The following is a 15,756-nucleotide window of genomic DNA, read 5'->3' as shown; positions in this document are numbered from 1 at the left end:
CTTAATTAAAGCTCAACTTTAACAAGTGTCATTTAGACACAGTTGAAAATTGTCATTAAGACACTACAATAGTCATATTGACACAATCGGTATTGGCTATGACTTCTTTAATCGCGCAATGGCTACACATCACGCAAGACCTTAACTCGGCGCTCACTCAACAGGCTCGCTTCGATACGTTGTTAACCACCATTCGAGACGTATTGAAGTGTGACTCTTCTGCCCTTCTTTTGTATGAAGACCAGCACTTTAAACCTTTAGCGATCAATGGATTGGCGAAAGAGGTCCTTGGACGCCGTTTCTCTATTGAGCAACACCCAAGGTTAGAAGCCATTGCCCGAGCAGGCGATATCGTGCGCTTTCCCTCTGACAGCGACTTACCTGATCCATACGATGGTTTGATCCCTAACCACGATGACAAACTGCATGTCCATTCTTGCATTGGTTTGCCTCTGCTGATCGACGATCAACTGATTGGTGCCATTACGATTGACGCCTTCGACCCCAACCAATTTGATGGGCTACGCAACCAAGAGTTACGTTTTGTCAGCGCGTTGGCAGCAGGTGGCCTACACACTGCACTCCTACTAGAACAACTAGAGACACAAGCGAGCCTGCCACGCGACTCTTACGCCGAGAAACGCACCTTAAGTAATGAAATCATTGGCAACTCTCAGGGGATGAAGAATCTTCAAGAGCAGATTGATGCAGTCGCCGATACGGAGTTGTCCGTGCTGGTTATGGGAGAAACGGGCGTAGGTAAAGAGTTAGTTGCCAGCGCTATTCACCATCGCTCTAGCCGCTCTAGCAATACTTTGGTTTACCTCAACTGTGCGGCACTGCCGGAATCAGTCGCGGAAAGCGAGTTGTTCGGCCATATCAAAGGCGCATTCACAGGCGCGATCAGCAATCGTAAGGGTAAGTTCGAACAAGCCGACGGCGGCACACTGTTTTTGGATGAAGTCGGCGAACTGTCGTTAGAGCTGCAAGCCAAGTTACTTCGAGCTCTACAATACGGCGACATTCAACGTGTGGGTGATGACCGTCATATTCGAGTCAACACACGCATTGTCGCCGCCACTAACCGCATATTGCATGAAGAAGTGACTGCTGGTCGCTTCCGAGCCGACTTGTATCATCGTTTAAGTGTCTTCCCGCTTCATGTTCCACCTCTTCGTGAACGTGAAGACGATGTGGTACTACTCGCAGGCTTTTTTGCCGAACGCTTAAGAAGCAAATTGGGATTGAACAGCATTCGTTTGTCCCCCACTTTAGTTCAAGCACTCAAAGACTATTCATGGCCAGGCAACGTGCGAGAGCTTGAGCATGTAATTAAACGTGCCGGTGTTTTGGCAAAAGCACGTACTCACGCCATAGACATTGAGTTGGTTGAGCAAGATTTTGATATTCGAACGCCGAATCAGAACATCAAGAATGTTGAAGAAACGGAGCAAAACTCTCGGCTTGAGCTACCAGAAGGTGGATTAAAGCCTGCCACAGATGCCTTCCAAAAAGCGATGATTGTTCGAGCACTGGAAGAGAATCAAGGCAACTGGGCAGCAACGGCACGTCAGCTTGAATTAGATAACGGTAATTTACACCGCTTAGCAAAACGCCTAGGGATAAAATAGACACTAACGAATATCACCTAATATGGCATATTCATCGCCAAATAATGTGCCTGATGCCCAACCGCGCACTCAGCCCACCATAAGTAGTGGGCTGAGTGCTCAGATAGAATAGCCACCTAAGTTTGACGGTATTTTCTTCTAAATTTTATTGTCTTGAACCACCTCACAGATTTAATAACCCTTAACAATAAACACAATAATAGTTAAGGTATTTTTATGAGCTAGATCTAATAAAATTAAATATATAGTATTTATTTTAAGAATTTAAACTTTCAAAGTTCATCATAATAAATACAACCTCTATATATACACTTTACCTTCAAAAAACATCAAAATATAATCCCTTCGATAAAAAACACTTAAATGAATTTAACTGTATAAAAGTGAGGAGAATAAAATATGGGATATGGGGCGACAGTATATTCATTAGATACTGAAAAGGTTTTTAACGTACTAAAGAATGAGCGTAATCCAGAGCTAGAAAAAGCCATCATGGAAAGGTGTCAAGACTCCTTTAAAGTGATTAATGAAATGCTGGAAAGTAGTGGCGAAAGCATCCGAGCTGAAGAGCTTCTTATGCAAATGTTATCTGAAGAGATAAAATACAGTCACTTGGGTTACGCCTATGCTTACTTGCTTGAAGCTATATGTAAGATAACTGGTTATTACTTATCCAATAACTCTTGGTATCCTTGCGATGTAAACGATTTCTGCGATATTCCATTCACTAATACCGATTATCCTATAAAATTCCCATTCCCTGACGATTTCCCTGTTGTTTTTATGATAAAAAATCAAGATATTCACCAAGATAACGTTGACTTCGGAGGCTTATCAGAGCAACAAATATCTGAAGTCAAGAGCTGGTACACTCATGCAGTCGTAAACAATCGTGACTTGGTATTATTTTATTATTAACAAATCATTCAATAGTTAAAATAACAATAGGATATTAATAAAGCTCTAGCTTATATTAAGATAGAGTTTTATCTATTTAACTGAAATTTTTCTAATTTTAAAAACATTATATTTCACACCTAGTTTATAGACTCTGTGTATAGTGTGTTCAAAGGCAATGTGAACTCATAGGATCAAAATCAAGTTCTAATTTTTAGAAGAAAAACCGATCTGCTTGTGTCAAAATGCGCCATCCCAACCAAAAAGTCTTAATGTAATGAACTACCAAGCTGCTATTTTTGATATGGATGGTTTGCTCCTTGATACTGAGCGCGTCTGTATGCATATTTTCCAAGAAGCATGTGAAGCCCAGAACCTACCCTTCTATAAAGATGTTTATCTTTCAATCATTGGTCGCAATGCAGCGGGCATTGAAGTGATTTTTCGTAAAGCTTATGGGGATGATCTTGACCGCTTACACCAAGAGTGGCGCGACCGTTACGACGCTGTGGTTAAGCACCAAGCGATACCAGTAAAAGAAGGGGTGATTGAGCTGCTTGAGTGGTTGAAAAGCCAAGGGTTGCCAATTGCAGTCGCCACTTCTACAGCAAAAGAAGTGGCACAGAAGAAGTTGGAATTAGCGGGCCTAAGCAAGTATTTCGACAACTTAACGACAGGCTGTGAAGTGTCACACGGCAAACCTGAGCCAGAGATCTACCTGCTTGCAGCAAGTCGTCTAAGCGTAGATCCAACCAAATGTCTCGCCTTTGAAGATTCAAATAATGGCGTGCGTGCTGCTGTAGCAGCGAACATGATCACTTATCAAATTCCTGATTTGGTTGAGCCTTGCAACGAAATAAAACAATTAGGCCATACCGTCGCACCTTCACTGCATGATGTGTTGCACACGTTAAAGCAAACTCGCTAGGTCTACTTGCCGTCTGTTCTCTAGAAGCTCAGCAATTTAGCTGAGCTTCTTTCTTGAAACCTCTCCAATACCGTAAAACCAAACAGTTCTGCCACCCGTTTAGAGAGATTATTTTCACCTTAACTCTGGCTAATCACGACTTTTGATTTAACTCACGCAATCGCATGAAATAAGGCATTTGAGTGATCAAATAGCGGAACTGACCAGTACAAGCTTGCAACAAAACGTCAATATACCGATTGAAGCACGTTTTTGGAGTGAAAATTGGCTGATAATGAGAACTATTGGATAAGATCAATCCAAGTCAGCCTAAAATACAAAATGGAGAGTGTTATATGTCTTTACGTTTATTAGCAACAACCTTCGCATTAGTAGGAATGAGCTTTGGTGCCCAAGCCAGTGCCGAGTGTGAAGTGTCATTAGATGCTAACGATATGATGCAGTTTTCTACTAAAACATTGAGCGTACCAGCCACTTGTAAAGAGGTAAAACTAACGCTGAATCACACAGGTAAGATGCCAGCGCAATCGATGGGTCACAACGTGGTCATCTCTGACACAGCCAACCTACAAGCAGTCGGTACTGATGGCATGGCAGCTGGAGCAGAAAATAACTACGTAAAACCAAATGATGATCGCGTCTACGCTCACACAAAAGTAATTGGTGGCGGTGAAAGCACCAGCATTACGTTCAGTACTGAGAAAATGAAAGCCGGCGGTGACTATTCATTCTTCTGTTCGTTCCCGGGTCACTGGGCAATCATGCAGGGTAAATTTGAGCTAAAATAAAAGATTCAGCCAAGCCAAAAGAAGACTCATTATAGGGAAGCCAAGGCTTCCCTTTTTTGATAGATAAAATAGCAATTGAGAAAGGTCTAACACGTCTGGAAACGTGACCAAGAAACATAGCAAGTAAGAAACCCTTGCTCCACTGAGATTAAGTTCTTTTACGAAAACTCATGGGTAAAAATCGGTTTTTTGTTTTGCCTTTCCGAGACACTACTAAATGATAAAAGTCATTCAATACCATGTAACTCTTTCCAGTTTCCTGGATGAACCACATAGCCGAACAGAGCATGCCCACCATAAACCAATTCAGTTCCTTCCGGTATCCACAGCATCTGACCTGGGTGCACAAAATGTGTTTCACCATTTGCGGTCAGCTCGAAACAGCCTTCAATCACGAAAATAACTTCATCATAAAGCACTGTCCAAGCCACTTTAGCGCCTTCCCATTTAGCAAAGCCTACGCCAATGTTTGGTGAAATTTCTGGGCTTAACGCCCTGGCAACATACGCCATTCCCGGCGTATCACCACGAACATTGAAATCTAGACTTTTACTATCAACAAGTTTGACTTGCTTCATAATTCACTCCGGCTTTGCCATTTTGCTAATTGGATACGCGTTTTTACTCCCAAACCTAAAAAAGGCTCTGGCGGATTCAAACAAGGCATTCCTGTCACTTGCTGTATGTCATCCAATGATTTAGATGTCGCACCAACGACATAGTCAGCTAACAGTGTTCCAGAAATGGTTCCCCACGCAGCACCAACACCATTGTCACAAGCGCTGGCATAAACACCTTCATCTAATTGACCGAAAAAGTTAGTAAAGTTACGAGAGATGGCATACACCCCACCCCATGTGTGAGTAAATGGTACGTCGGCCAGCTCGGGATAACGCGCCAGAAAGACCTGACGATGATCGTCTCGGATTTGCTCTCTGACTTTATCGTTCATGCTTGAGCCATACTTCGGCACGTATTTGTAAGTATTGCGGATCAAAATACGTCGATCAGCGGTCATACGTAACGTCGTTCCCGCATGATCAGCTGGGGTTAGGCCCCAATTCAGCTCACCTCCGTATCGTTGCATTTCTACGTCGGTCAATGGACGCGTCCAGCTTGCAAACGTCATCACTGGAAGTAGTCTGTTTTTAAGATAACCAAACTCCCGAGTAAAAATGCTGGTCCCAAGCAGCAGTTCAGGGGTTTCAACAGAGCCACTATCTCCATGTAATACCCAGCAACCGTTTTCTTTACTGAGCTTGCGGATTGGCGAGTTCTCTAACACCTCGACGTTCTCTGGAAGGCTTTCCCCTAGCCCACGCACCAAAGCAGCAGGTTGCATTAAATAACCACCTGGCGTGTAAATTGCGCGGCTGTAGTAGTTGGTTCCCAAGACTTTCGCCAGCTCACTGCCATTAACATGGAAGTATGGTTCGCCAAGGTCTTTCATTAGGTGCTCAAAGTGATCGAGATACGCTTCACCGCGCGCGCCTACGGCTCCTTGATATTTGCCCTTTGCTGACCACTGACAAGAAATACTGTGCTTCGACACTAAAGTGTTTAGCTGAGCAATCGCAGAACGGTTGAGTGATAATAACTTTTGCTTGTGCTCAGGGTCGGGATGCTCAAGTGAAAACTTATGAGGCAAATCGATAACAAAGCCCGAATTTCTTCCTGAAGCCCCTTGGCCGATACGTTGCGCATCAATCAGTATAATTTGTGCATTAGGCATAAGTTCAGCTAAACGTCTTGCCATAGCTAAGCCTGCGAAACCGGCACCTAACACGGCATAGTCAGCACTTTGTTTACCTTTTAACGCCGATTTTTCTGGAATACTTGGCAACGCATGGTACCAACCACACGTCACGTCATCATTGGGTAAATGAATCATCTTTTTTCTCCGCTACGCTGCTGACAGTTTCAATGACAATTGATCTAGCCAAGGGCCGCGTAATAACTGTACTTTTCTTCCTAGCAACGCAAAACCGAGCATTGCTCCTTCTGGTGAATAAAACGCAGCGGTCAATTCATCTGCTTGGTTCTCGATGTACCATTGTCCCTGTTCTTCAGCGGCTACCGGGAAAATCGTGAGTGGAAGAATCGGCGTTTTTACAATCACTGGAGTTGGTGTTAACGAGATAGGAGCGACATCGCCTAGCAAGCTTTTCGCTACAGAAGGGATCATTTGATTAATCGGCGCAATATAGGGCTGCCAACCTTGCTCAGTTTCAACACAATCACCTAGCGAGTAAATATTCTCATCACTCGTCTGGCCGAATTGATTCACTTTAATGCCCCGGCCTACTTCAAGCCCCGCGCGCTCAGCCAGAGAAACATTTGGCTTGAGTCCAACCGCGCTCAGCACTAGATCTGCTTCAATCTGCTTGCCACTGTTTAGATGTAAAACCGCACTGGATGCGGACCTTGGCTCGATTCTGGTGATACTGTCTTGTAGAGCCCATTGCACGCCTCGATCGGCAAGTGCGCTTTGTAATGATTCACCCAACTGTTGCGGGATCAAACGCTCCATTGGCCATTGACCCAACCCGATAACTGTTACTTCATAACCGCTTTCGATCAGATCATTTGCGAACTCACAGCCAATTAAGCCATCACCTAGGATCGCGATGCGCTTTTTGTCTTGCAGCTCCGCTCTGAAACGGCGGTAATCAACTAAGTCGTTCACACTCATAACCCAAGAGCGATCGCCCTCAATTGGGATTTCAATCGGTGATGCACCTGTTGCCAGTACCAAGCGGCTGTAGGCGTATTTACCGATGCAGGTATATAGCGTTGAATTGGCACGATCGATCTGTTCAACACGGGTATGCGGATAAACTCGGATATTGAGACGGCTTTCCCACTCCAACGCGCTCTCACTTTGTAGCGCGTCGCCGTCTTTATTCATGACCAGTGCATTAGACAATGCTGGTTTGCTGTACAAAGCGCCATCATCAGCGGTAAAGACAGTGATCGGAACCGTCTCAGATTGCGCTCTAAGTGCCGCCGCCAACTGGTAACCACTGTGGCCACTACCGATGATAACGATAGGGTCATTTGAGAATACAGGTTGAGTAACTTCAGATGGAAGAGGCTGAGCAGTATTTGGCTGAACAGACGCTTCTACCGACACCGAAGACACCGCTGCAACCTCTTCTAGTGGCGCATCGTCGGTGATTTCGATCATTTCAAAATCGGCCTTACCCACTAAACAGTCAGGACATAACCAGTCATCCGGTACATCTTCCCATGCTGTTCCTGGTGCAATGCCATCGGATGGCCAACCTTGTGCTTCATCATAGATTAAGCCGCAAATAATACAGAGCCACTTTCTCATCACTTATACTCCAACTACCTTGTTCAGAATTTCCGTGTTTACAAACCGTTGTCAGATTTGTTGTGATTCCATCAACCTCGCCCTAGCTTGTGGTCTGAAATCCAAGCCGGTACGAGGTGATGAAAATACAGTTACACGGTACCTATACGTTGCTGTCTTGCTGCAAACGAATGGCAATATTGCGTGTCTGGACATAGCTATAAATCGCTTCTTGTCCTTTTTCTCGCCCAAAACCGGACAAGCCCACGCCACCAAATGGTGTTTCGATACCACCAGCAAACCATTCATTGATGAACACTTGCCCACCACGCAGTTGCTGCGCCACACGCAATGTTTGGTTTAGGCTTTCACCAAAGACACCAGCAACCAGGCCAAAATCGGTGCAATTCGCGATTTCAACGGCCTCTTGCTCGGTTTCAAACGGTGTAATTACCAGTACAGGACCAAACACTTCTTCTTGAGCAATACGCATATCTGGTGAGGCTTCAATCACCGTCGGTGCCACAAAGTAACCCGACAAATCAGGGGCGTAGCCACCCGTTAGGATGTTCGCGCCGTCGGCTTTTGCTTGTTCTATCATTTCAAGCACGCGCGCTTGTTGATCAGCCGATACCAACGGTGTTACATCCGGCTGGCTTTCACCTTGACCAATGGTTAGGTCTTGCGCCATTTTCACTACCGCCGCTTTTACTTCTTCATAACGCTCTTTTTGAATTAGCAAACGAGACATTGCCGAACACACTTGACCAGCGTTAAAGAAAATACCGACTTGAACGCTTTGTAAAAGCGTTTCGAGACTCACATCTTTCAGTGCGATAGCGGCCGATTTACCACCCAGCTCCATCACAGATGGTGTGGCGCGTTGCGCTGAATCTTTCAGTATGCGTTGGCCGGTCGGCACAGAACCTGTAAAGACAATTTGATCAACGTCTTGATGCTGCACCAAGTGGCTGCCAACTACGGAGCCTTTGCCACATAGCAAGTTAATCGCGCCTTTTGGGAAACCCGCTTTTTCAATCGCTTTAATCAACAACGTCATAGCGAGTGGGGAAATCTCTGGCGATTTGATCACCACTGCGTTACCAGCAGCTAATGCAGGTGCTAATGAGCGTGCACAAATAGAAACTGGGAAATTCCACGGCACAATCTGCACTGACACACCAAACGGCACATATTGGGTGAAATCGACATAATCTTTACCCAACGGAATTGACGTGCCTTCCAGCTTGTCGGCCATGCCAGCGTAGTATTCGAAGTAACGTGCCGATTCTAAAAACTCATCTTTGGCATCTTGCAAAGATTTCCCATTTTCACGGCAGGCAACTAACCCACCTTCATCAACCATTTCACGAATAGCCGCGGCGGCTTTTAACATCCACTCGGTTCTGACGGCTGGACGAACGTCCGAAAGAACGCCTTGATTGACTACTCGACGTGCCGCTGCCATTGCGCGATCGGCATCGGTGATAGTGGCTTCTGCAACCGTCGCATACGCTTCGGCTGTGCCAGGGTTCATGACGGTCAGCGCTTGCTCTGAATCGCACCACTCACCATCAATATAATTAAGGTAATGCATCATATTACTGCTCCAGTGCCGCTTTCACTTGCTTTGCCAACCAGGTTTGAAAGAAATGCGTTGGAACATCCATTTCTGGTGAGAACACACCACCACCAAAGCCAGGTGAGTAACGACCTTCCTGCATGCCCTCGACCGCTCCAATATCTTCGCCGAATACGACTCGCCATGACTCAACGGTAGCAGTACGGCACGCAGCGAACTCATCTTTCGTTGCTTCATCACCCACATAGAAAACACGTAGGTGCTCAACACTTTTATTCGCAGTGATTGGTTCAATCATCATTGCAAAGGCATGATCGGCTTGAATACCAAGCAACACGTTTGGAAAGAGTGCAACATATTCTGCATGACGCAGTTTATCTTCTGGCCAGTTTGGAAATTTAGGTAAGTGTGTTCCTGCAGTATCAGAGAGGTTGTATGCGAGACTACCTTGGCCAGCAAAACGCTCTGCAAACATGATGTTGTAGTGATCCTCTAGGCGAGAATAACTGTTCAAACTCGGATGCACCCAAGGTAAGTGGTAAGCTTCACAGTAGTTTTCTACGGCAAGCTTCCAGTTACTTTTCACTTCTATCTCTAGGTTGCCACCCATGTTCACGCGGCGAAGAAGCCCTAATCCTTCTTCACCTAAGAATTGCTGCCAACGTTGCTCTAGCGGCGCGATATGCTCTTCAAAGCTTTCTGCATTGCCCGATAAGTTGACGAACACCATGTCCATCCAAACGGCTGAACGAAGTGGCTTAAGGCCATGTTTTTCACACTTAAATCGGTCATCTTTGTGTTTTGCGATACCACCAATGTGTGGTGTGCCTTTTAGATTGCCGTCAAGATCGTACGTCCATGAATGGTAAGGACAGCGAATCATGCCTTGAACTTCGCCTGCCTCATGCACCAGCTTCATACCACGATGACTACATACGTTGTGGAAGACTTGGACTTCACCTTGACGATTTCTCATCATGAGTAGTGGAAGATTCATGAAATCAAGTGGCATCACATAGCCATTTTTAAGCAGGTCTGATGCAAAACCAATGCATACCCAAGTGTTACCAAACACCTGATCACGCTCAAAAGTAAAATACTCTTCGCTGGTGTAGGCCTGATTCGGCATTCCTGTTGCTTCACTGATTGGGTTCAGTACATTATCAACAAGTTCAACAGGAATAATGGTTTGGTTGACATTACTCATATTCTTATCTCCGAGAGTCGAGTTGCATCCAGTGCGTACAACATCGTGTTGTGTTAGTGGAGATGATTTTGATTAACAACCCGGCAACAAACAAACGACTTTTTCGCCGGGCTTGGATGAGTTTTTGTCATTCATGCATTGATCTCGAACAAAAAAATAACCTTTTAATTAACAATGATCTTCTTGTCATGATTAATACTCATTAACCGATGAGTATTAATCAGTTGAAACACAAAAGCCCTCTCTCTACTCTCTTTCAAAAATTAACAATAACGCAACAAACAATAACGCTAAAACAAACGCACTGTGAGGGATGCCTATGAGAGCAACATCTGGGATATTGAAAGGACTCAATCCGACTGTGACTATCGCATCAAAGATCGTCGTTATCGGTTTTGTACTTTTCTGCGCCATTCTCGCCAACCAAGCGGGCCAATACTTCGAAACGATTTCCGGCATTTTGCTGCAGAATATGAAGTGGTTTTACATCGGACTTGTTTCACTCGTTGTCGGTTTTCTTCTTTACCTTATGGTTAGTCGATATGGGCATATTCGTTTGAGTAAAGATGACGAAAAACCAGAGTTTAGTTATTTGTCTTGGGTATCCATGCTTTTTTCCGGAGGCATGGGGATAGGCTTGATTTTCTGGTCGGTCGCCGAACCGATGTGGCATTACGCTGACAACCCATTTACTCAAGGCCTGACCAATGAAGCCGCAACAACATCAATGAAACTGACATTCTTTCACTGGGGCCTACATCCTTGGTCTGTCTTTATCATTGTGGCACTCGCATTAGCTTACTTTTCCTACCGTAAAGATCTGCCTTTTACCCTACGCTCTATCTTGTACCCTTTGATTGGTGATCGTATTTATGGGCCTATCGGACACACGGTTGATATCCTAACAGTCGCGGTGACCGCTTTCGGTATATCTCAAACCTTGGGGATGGGAGTTATCCAAATAAACTCTGGTTTGAATCAAGCCTTTGGTCTAGATATTAGTTTGGGGATTCAACTCTTTATTATCGTTTCCCTTTGTACTTGTGCGGTTGCGTCGGTGCTATCTGGTGTAGGAAAAGGTATTCGCCGTTTATCAGAATGGAACATGCTGCTCTCACTCGCACTCGTGCTAGTCGTACTTTACATTGGCCCAACTCGCTATATCTTAAATACGCTACTCGAAAGTACGGGGCTTTATGCACAAAACATTGTCGGTATGAGCTTATGGAGCGATGCACAGAATGACTCTGGCTGGCAAAACTGGTGGACGGCTTATTACTGGCCTTGGTGGATGACTTGGGCACCTTTCGTTGGCATGTTTGTGGCTCGTATCTCTAAAGGACGCACAATACGTGAACTTATCGGCGGTGCTCTCATCGTACCCACGCTGATCACGTTTTTATGGATTTCAGTATTTGGTGGTGCAGCGTTGAAGGTAGAGCAAGACGCTCGTGTTGCTCATCAAGAGCAAGTCACTGCGGCACAAGAAGCCAAACAAACACCACCTGCGGATTTCTCTGGCGGCCCGATTCTTGAAGCGACTAAAGCCGATACGACACGCGCTTTGTTTACGCTATTCGACAATCTAGATACAGGTATGTTTGGTAAACTCCTTAGCGTGCTTGCGTGTCTATTGCTCGGTACTTATTTCATTACCTCCGCAGACTCGGGTACCTTGGTTCTATGTACCCTCGATGCCGCTGGGCACAGTGAGCCTCCTACGTCTATACGCGTATTGTGGGGAATCATGATCGCTGCCATTGCGGGAGTGCTTCTATATGCAGGAGGGTTAAAAGCAATGCAAACAGCCTCCATTATTGCCGGTTTCCCTATCGCGATTTTTATCGCGGTGATGAGCTTAACGCTGTTCCATAGTATTCGACGCGAACCTAAGCCATGGGCAATGCTTCCTGAGCATGTTCACCCAGAGCAAGAGAAACTTGATGGTCCTGTTGAACCGCTTGTTGAAAGCAAAACTGTGGCTTCCGAGCCTATCGCTTCAAGATCCTCGCTGAAAGATGATTCCACACTTAATCAGGGACCAGTACTAAGTTAGTGCGTCGTTTCATCCATCAATTAAAAAAGCGGGAACTGATATTCCCGCTTTTTTAACATTACCAAACTCTGTTATTTTCTCTGCTTATTGATTTAAGCTAAACCTCGATCACCCACCTCATCTGGCAACTGTTGCAAAAGCCACTCTCTAAAACGCTTGACGCTTGCTGGGATTAAACCTCTATTTTTAGGTTCAAGCATAGAGAAATTGGAAGGTGTTGAAAGCACGTGTTCGACTGGCCTAACTAAAGCACCGCTTTGTAAATAGTCGTCCACTAATGACCCCCAGGCTAACGCGATTCCCTGACCATTAATTGCCGCTTGTAACAGCATTGGATAGTTATTGATGTTCATGCGATTACGAGGCGAAATATTTGGCAATCCTACACTCGCAAACCACTGCTCCCAATTCACCCAATCTCTTTGAGACTCTTCCAGATAGAGTAACGTTTTATTGAAGATTTCTTCTGGCTTACTAGGCTGGCCGATTTTCTCTAAATAAAGCGGGCTACACACAGGGAATACTTCTTCTGAAAATAGCGTTGTCACATCCATTTCCGCAGGTGGAGTGCGACAATAAAACAAGGCGAGATCGCAATCTAATCTGCGTAAGTCCAACACATTATCTGAGGCCAATATTCTTATATCGATGTCATCATGTTCATTTTGAAATTGAGCAACCTTAGGCAACAACCACAAGGCTGCCATTGCATTTGTCGTCGCAACCGTGATCTTTTGTTCGCCCTGCCACTTCTTCACTTCACCAGTTATTTGAGCAATATCGAGCAAAGATTGGCTGACAGCTTGATAATATTGAAGACCTGTAGGCGTTAAATTAATGCTTCGATTGGCTCGCGTGAACATAGCCTTGCCTAAGTATTCTTCTAATTGTCTAATTTGGCGACTTATAGCACCTTGGGTCACGTTTAGCTCGTCAGCGGCTAACGTAAAACTCAAGTGCCGCGCCGACGCTTCAAACGCAACGAGGCTATTTAAAGGTGGGAGGGGTTTGATTTTCATGTATCTTCCAGTAAGGCAGTATTGTAATTATTTTTATTCCCGGCAATCTTATGTTGCACGTGGATAATGCCATTCTGGACAACACCTCAAAAACGACAATTTATAAATGATAAAAAATAGAGATGAATCATAAATTGTTGTGAGAGAGACTGCCGTATACAGTTTCGTGGCTACAACGAGCACAAAAAGAGGAGCAGTTACTCCTCTTTTGTCTAGCCTTTTGCTCACTTTGTACGAGTTAGCCCATTTACCCTATTGCCAGTTTAGTACTCGCGTAACGCGCTTTTTTCTTTCTTGGACTGGCTAAGAAGTACGCTAATGTAAGAGGCCCTAATCGTCCCATAAACATCATGAAGATGATCACTAACTCACCCGGTTCGGACAAACTGCCCGTTAAGCCTCGCGATAACCCAACCGTACCCAGTGCCGAGACCGCTTCGAACATAATGTCTAACATAGACGCTTTCTCTGTCAGTAACAGCGTGAATATGGCAAACCAAGTCACCCCCACCGAGATCAGAGTCAGCGCCAATGCCTTGCTGATGGTCTCTTTGGGAATCTCGCGTTGAAAGGCATAGGTTGCTTCATCGCGACGCAAATAGCTGTAAGTCGCCAAGACTAACACTATAAATGTCACAACTTTAATGCCACTTGCCGTACTCAATGATCCACCGCCGATAAACATCAACACCAGAATGATCGCCGTTGTGGCATCTTCCAACTGATCGATAGCTAAAGTGTTGAACCCTGCCGTTCTTGGCGTCACCGCTTGAAACCACGATGCCCACCATTTCCCTGCTTCGCTCAACGGGGCAAGCGTGTTGGGGTTGTCATATTCAATCAGATAAATCGCGATAAGTGCCACCACGTTAATGATCATCGTGCCTAAGATCATCATTCGACTGTAAACGGTGAGTCGATGCCAACGGCGATTGCGTTTTAAGTCAATCCAAACCGAGAAGCCTAAACCACCAATAATGAACAAACTGGTAATGGTGAAGTTAACGACCGGGTCGTCCACGTAAGGCATTAAGCTATCGGCACTCAACGCAAAACCTGCATTGTTAAACGCACTGATGGTGTAGAAGAAACCATGGAACAAACTGGTTTCCCAGCCCAGCTCTTCACTCCAATAAACGCTCAAAATAGTGAAACCAATAAGTTCAACGAGCAGAGCGAACATCAATACAGATTTAGCAGTGGCAATGAGTGTCGATGAATCAGTTTGGTTGAACGCCTCTCTCGCGACGGCTCGCTCCAAAAAGCCAATTTTTCCGCCCAGAGCCAGCAAGGTCACGATGGCAAACGTCATTAAACCTAGGCCACCACATTGAATCAGGAAAGCAATAACCACTTGCCCAAAAGGCGTAAACGCCGTGCCCGTGTCTACCACAACTAATCCCGTCACCGTAATGGCCGATGTCGCAGTAAATAGACTTTGAATCCAAGTGATGGGCTCTGTGGTGGCAATCGGCAGTTTGAGTAAAACTGTGCCGAGCATGATCAAGCACGCAAAGCTGAGGCTAAGTATCAATGGCGGTGCGCCCAACAGTTTTTTGCCCGCTTTGGGCTTTCGTTCTATTGGGATAATAGAGGGATGCCACAAAACCATGTTACACCAACCTTGGCGCGACGTATTTCAGCTCAGCGCGACTACCACAAAGCAACAGCGTGTCGAACTCATTAAGCACAAACTCATCATTGATATTGGTGTAGACGGCTTCTTCGCGCTTCACCAATATCGGCTGAATGTTGTAACTACCTTGGCTGATCAACTTAGAAAGCGGCGTATCGTGCAGATTAGATTTAACGTGGATTTCCACCACATACAAGCCATGCCCCATTTCTAAATAGTTGTTCACCATCGGATAGTTGAGTGCCTGCGCGACTCTTACGCCCATCTCCTCTTCCGGATGAATAATGCGTTGTACACCAAGCTTAGACACGATGGTGTGGTGCGCTTTGGTGCTCGCTTTGACCCAAATGGATTTCACACCCAGATTTTTAAGCGCCAGCGTACACAACAAACTGGCTTCCATGTCTTCGCCAATCGCCACCAACACCACATCACTGTTCGCTAGCGCTAATTCTCTGAGTGCACCTTCGTCTGTCGCGTCACATATGACCGCTTGCGTTAACTCTTCGACGTATTTTTCGACGATTTTCGGGTCGCTATCCACCCCCGTTACCGTGTGTCCAAGATGAATAAGTTCTAAGCTGGCGGCAACGCCAAATCGCCCTAAACCAATTACTGTAAAGTGAGCCATATCAATCCCTAACTGTGTTTTATGTATAGAAAATGCTAATGCGTTAAGGGCTAGACTGATTTTCC

Annotated in this window: 13 protein-coding genes and 1 pseudogene; 5 read left to right on the top strand and 9 right to left on the bottom strand. The window is 45.3% G+C overall.

What is annotated here, in order from left to right:
• Nucleotides 1-98: 98 nt before the first annotated feature.
• The 4 genes from norR to azu all read left to right on the top strand — a co-directional run bounded on the left by norR (nucleotide 99) and on the right by azu (nucleotide 4,244).
• A complete protein-coding gene (gene norR / locus R7P69_RS02380; protein ID WP_020197159.1) occupies nucleotides 99-1,631 on the top strand; it encodes a nitric oxide reductase transcriptional regulator NorR in 1,533 nt (510 codons plus the stop codon).
• Between the two features lie 399 nt (nucleotides 1,632-2,030).
• A complete protein-coding gene (locus tag R7P69_RS02375; protein WP_005375218.1) occupies nucleotides 2,031-2,549 on the top strand; it encodes a hypothetical protein in 519 nt (172 codons plus the stop codon).
• Between the two features lie 256 nt (nucleotides 2,550-2,805).
• Nucleotides 2,806-3,456: an HAD family hydrolase gene (locus R7P69_RS02370; RefSeq protein WP_054578640.1), complete on the top strand. Its 651-nt coding sequence runs from the start codon at nucleotides 2,806-2,808 to the stop codon at nucleotides 3,454-3,456.
• 335 nt (nucleotides 3,457-3,791) lie between these two features.
• Entirely contained in the window at nucleotides 3,792-4,244 is a 453-nt protein-coding gene (azu, locus tag R7P69_RS02365) for an azurin (protein ID WP_005375211.1), read from the top strand.
• Nucleotides 4,245-4,471: 227 nt separating this feature from the next.
• Here azu and R7P69_RS02360 read toward each other — a convergent pair whose 3' ends face one another.
• The 6 genes and pseudogenes from R7P69_RS02360 to R7P69_RS02335 all read right to left on the bottom strand — a co-directional run bounded on the left by R7P69_RS02360 (nucleotide 4,472) and on the right by R7P69_RS02335 (nucleotide 10,349).
• Nucleotides 4,472-4,822, bottom strand: coding sequence for an ethanolamine utilization protein EutQ (locus R7P69_RS02360; protein ID WP_005375208.1), 351 nt, complete (start codon nucleotides 4,820-4,822; stop codon nucleotides 4,472-4,474).
• Entirely contained in the window at nucleotides 4,819-6,135 is a 1,317-nt protein-coding gene (locus tag R7P69_RS02355) for an NAD(P)/FAD-dependent oxidoreductase (RefSeq protein ID WP_238952503.1), read from the bottom strand. Before R7P69_RS02355 ends, R7P69_RS02360 begins: the two co-directional genes overlap by 4 nt.
• A 12-nt stretch (nucleotides 6,136-6,147) precedes the next feature.
• Nucleotides 6,148-7,431 (bottom strand): NAD(P)/FAD-dependent oxidoreductase, encoded by a 1,284-nt coding sequence (locus R7P69_RS02350; RefSeq protein ID WP_238952796.1) that lies wholly within the window; start codon nucleotides 7,429-7,431, stop codon nucleotides 6,148-6,150.
• Nucleotides 7,420-7,581: pseudogene (locus tag R7P69_RS02345) on the bottom strand (rubredoxin); the annotation flags it as partial. The pseudogene R7P69_RS02345 and the gene R7P69_RS02350, both read right to left, overlap by 12 nt.
• 142 nt (nucleotides 7,582-7,723) lie before the next feature.
• Nucleotides 7,724-9,160: an aldehyde dehydrogenase family protein gene (locus R7P69_RS02340; RefSeq protein ID WP_238952502.1), complete on the bottom strand. Its 1,437-nt coding sequence runs from the start codon at nucleotides 9,158-9,160 to the stop codon at nucleotides 7,724-7,726.
• A 1-nt stretch (nucleotide 9,161) separates the two neighbouring features.
• Nucleotides 9,162-10,349 carry an aromatic ring-hydroxylating oxygenase subunit alpha gene (locus R7P69_RS02335; protein ID WP_054577059.1) on the bottom strand — a complete coding sequence of 396 codons (1,188 nt, stop codon included), beginning with the start codon at nucleotides 10,347-10,349 and terminating at the stop codon, nucleotides 9,162-9,164.
• 319 nt (nucleotides 10,350-10,668) lie between these two features.
• Here R7P69_RS02335 and R7P69_RS02330 point away from each other — a divergent pair, with 319 nt between their 5' ends.
• Nucleotides 10,669-12,405, top strand: a complete 1,737-nt coding sequence (locus R7P69_RS02330; protein ID WP_021035854.1) for a BCCT family transporter — start codon at nucleotides 10,669-10,671, stop codon at nucleotides 12,403-12,405.
• Nucleotides 12,406-12,497: 92 nt separating this feature from the next.
• Here the strand turns inward: R7P69_RS02330 and R7P69_RS02325 are convergent, their stop codons facing one another.
• From R7P69_RS02325 to R7P69_RS02315, 3 genes are all read right to left on the bottom strand, one after another.
• The gene (locus R7P69_RS02325; protein ID WP_115386780.1) at nucleotides 12,498-13,424 is read right to left on the bottom strand and encodes a LysR substrate-binding domain-containing protein; all 927 of its coding nucleotides are present in this window, start codon (nucleotides 13,422-13,424) and stop codon (nucleotides 12,498-12,500) included.
• Nucleotides 13,425-13,671: 247 nt separating this feature from the next.
• Nucleotides 13,672-15,036 (bottom strand): TrkH family potassium uptake protein, encoded by a 1,365-nt coding sequence (locus R7P69_RS02320; RefSeq protein WP_025768536.1) that lies wholly within the window; start codon nucleotides 15,034-15,036, stop codon nucleotides 13,672-13,674.
• A gap of 1 nt (nucleotide 15,037) precedes the next feature.
• Complete coding sequence (locus R7P69_RS02315) at nucleotides 15,038-15,691, bottom strand: potassium channel family protein (protein WP_234499476.1); 654 nt, start codon at nucleotides 15,689-15,691, stop codon at nucleotides 15,038-15,040.
• Between the last annotated feature and the right edge of the window lie 65 nt (nucleotides 15,692-15,756).

Origin of the sequence: Vibrio sp. 661 (assembly GCF_033339315.1) — a bacterium.
Taxonomy (GTDB): Bacteria; Pseudomonadota; Gammaproteobacteria; order Enterobacterales; family Vibrionaceae; genus Vibrio; species Vibrio alginolyticus.
Note: the sequence above shows the minus strand (reverse complement) of the source record. Positions and strands in the feature narration are given on the sequence as shown.

What these genes read in the sequence shown, in the direction of transcription:
- R7P69_RS02360 (WP_005375208.1), bottom strand. Translation starts at nt 4,822, where the DNA reads ATGAAGCAAGTCAAACTTGTTGATAGTAAAAGTCTAGATTTCAATGTT.
- R7P69_RS02335 (WP_054577059.1), bottom strand. Translation starts at nt 10,349, where the DNA reads ATGAGTAATGTCAACCAAACCATTATTCCTGTTGAACTTGTTGATAAT.
- azu (WP_005375211.1), top strand. Translation starts at nt 3,792, where the DNA reads ATGTCTTTACGTTTATTAGCAACAACCTTCGCATTAGTAGGAATGAGC.
- R7P69_RS02340 (WP_238952502.1), bottom strand. Translation starts at nt 9,160, where the DNA reads ATGATGCATTACCTTAATTATATTGATGGTGAGTGGTGCGATTCAGAG.
- R7P69_RS02325 (WP_115386780.1), bottom strand. Translation starts at nt 13,424, where the DNA reads ATGAAAATCAAACCCCTCCCACCTTTAAATAGCCTCGTTGCGTTTGAA.
- R7P69_RS02370 (WP_054578640.1), top strand. Translation starts at nt 2,806, where the DNA reads ATGAACTACCAAGCTGCTATTTTTGATATGGATGGTTTGCTCCTTGAT.
- norR (WP_020197159.1), top strand. Translation starts at nt 99, where the DNA reads ATGACTTCTTTAATCGCGCAATGGCTACACATCACGCAAGACCTTAAC.
- R7P69_RS02315 (WP_234499476.1), bottom strand. Translation starts at nt 15,691, where the DNA reads ATGGCTCACTTTACAGTAATTGGTTTAGGGCGATTTGGCGTTGCCGCC.
- R7P69_RS02330 (WP_021035854.1), top strand. Translation starts at nt 10,669, where the DNA reads ATGAGAGCAACATCTGGGATATTGAAAGGACTCAATCCGACTGTGACT.
- R7P69_RS02320 (WP_025768536.1), bottom strand. Translation starts at nt 15,036, where the DNA reads ATGGTTTTGTGGCATCCCTCTATTATCCCAATAGAACGAAAGCCCAAA.
- R7P69_RS02375 (WP_005375218.1), top strand. Translation starts at nt 2,031, where the DNA reads ATGGGATATGGGGCGACAGTATATTCATTAGATACTGAAAAGGTTTTT.
- R7P69_RS02350 (WP_238952796.1), bottom strand. Translation starts at nt 7,431, where the DNA reads ATGATCGAAATCACCGACGATGCGCCACTAGAAGAGGTTGCAGCGGTG.
- R7P69_RS02355 (WP_238952503.1), bottom strand. Translation starts at nt 6,135, where the DNA reads ATGATTCATTTACCCAATGATGACGTGACGTGTGGTTGGTACCATGCG.